The 1705-nt window shown below is 65.6% G+C and carries 1 protein-coding gene; it reads left to right on the forward strand.

Going from position 1 to position 1705, the window contains the following annotated elements; all coding sequences use genetic code 11:
• Window positions 1–178: 178 nt before the first annotated feature.
• On the forward strand, window positions 179–1705 hold a 1527-nt coding region (locus AC1DOC_RS34635; RefSeq protein ID WP_478131708.1), incomplete at its 3' end, for a ShlB/FhaC/HecB family hemolysin secretion/activation protein.

Below are 1705 nucleotides of genomic sequence, written 5' to 3' on the forward strand. Positions count from 1 at the left end.
TCTCGACGTTGTGCGGACGTGTGCATAAGCGCATTGATAAAAAAATAGCCCACCGAGTGCGCCTGAATCATTGTGGATCCAAGACCGGACAGCAGATGAAATTCAGATGTGCAACAGTTCGAATAAAGCGATAGAGGGAGAGAAGTTGAAAACGAACTTACGTACCATATTGGCTGGTATGCTGCTGGGCGGCCCCTTGTTGGCTCAAGCCCAGGTCTCCAGCACCCCGCAACCCTTCGTCGAGCAGCAACGTCAGCAGGAACGCGAACGCGCGCTGCGCGAGCAGAACGAGCGCACGGTCGACCAGCGGCTGCGAGCCGCGCCGCCCGCGCCTACTCAGCGCATCCCTGAATCCGAAGCCCCGTGCTTTCGCATCGACCGCGTGCTGCTGGTCGGCGAGCAGTCCGCATCATTCCAGTGGGCTGTTTCTGACCTTTCGGGTCCTGAAGGCAACGATTCGCCTCTCGGCCGGTGCCTGGGCACGGCCGGCGTGAACGTGGTCCTGGCCCGCGCCCAGCAGGCGGCCATCGCCCGCGGCTTTGTCACCACGCGCGTGCTCGCTGCGCCGCAGGACCTGTCCACCGGCACCTTGACCTTGTCCCTGGTGCCCGGGCGCATCGCGGCCATCCGGACCACGCCGGATTCTTCCTCGACGCTGCTGGGCAGTTCCGCTTTGCTGGGCGCGGCCATTCCCGCCCGCCCGGGCGACCTGCTGAACCTGCGCGACATCGAGCAAGGGCTGGAGAACCTCAAGCGCGCCCCCACGGCCGAGGCCGACATCCAGATCGAGCCCTCCACCGCACCCGATGCCAAGCCGGGCGACAGCGACCTGGTGGTCAAGTACGTGCAGGCCAAAAAGTGGCGCCTCACCCTGAGCCTGGACGACAGCGGCACCGAGGCCACCGGCCGCTACCAGGCGGGGGCCACGCTGTCGCTGGACAACCCGTTCGGTCTGAACGACCTGTTCTACCTGAGCGCCAACCACAGTATCAACAACCATTTCCTCTCGGAGCCGAGCTACGGCACCGAAGGCCAGACGGTGCACTATTCGCTGCCGTACGGGTACTGGATGCTGGGCTTGACCGCTTCGAACAGCCAGTACCACCAAAGCGATCGCGTGGTCGGTGGCTGGGAATTCAGCCTGAACCATCGGGAGTTCATCGGCGAGGCCACGCTCGACGGCACGCTGGCCTACAAGCGTGGCACCGGTGGCTTTGGCGCCAGGCCCGCAGCAGAAGAGATTGCATTCGGCAATGGCGCCAGCCCGTTCCTGGAAGGCACGTCACGCCTGAAGCTCTACACGGCCGAGGTGAGCCTGAACGCGCCATTCAAGCTGGGCGAAGAGAAGCTGCGCTACTCGGGCCTGGTGCGCGCGCAGTGGAACCGCACGCCGCTGCTGCCGCAGGACCGCTTCGCCATCGGCGGGCGCTACACGGTGCGCGGCTTCGATGGCGAGACCAGTCTGATGGGCGAGCGCGGCTGGCTGATCCGCAACGACATCGGCTGGGCCATGGGYCAGAGCGGGGCGGAACTGTATGTCGGTGCCGACTACGGGCATRTCGGCGGGCGCTCSACCGCGGACCTGCTGGGCCGCAGCCTSGCKGGCGCGGTCSTCGGGGTGCGGGGGCAGTGGAGCAAGCTCAGCTAYGACTTCTWCATGGGGGCGCCGATCCGCAAGCCYGAGGGGTATCGCACGGCCAAGACC

The sequence above is a fragment of the Variovorax sp. 01T439_2 genome (genome assembly GCF_056398445.1).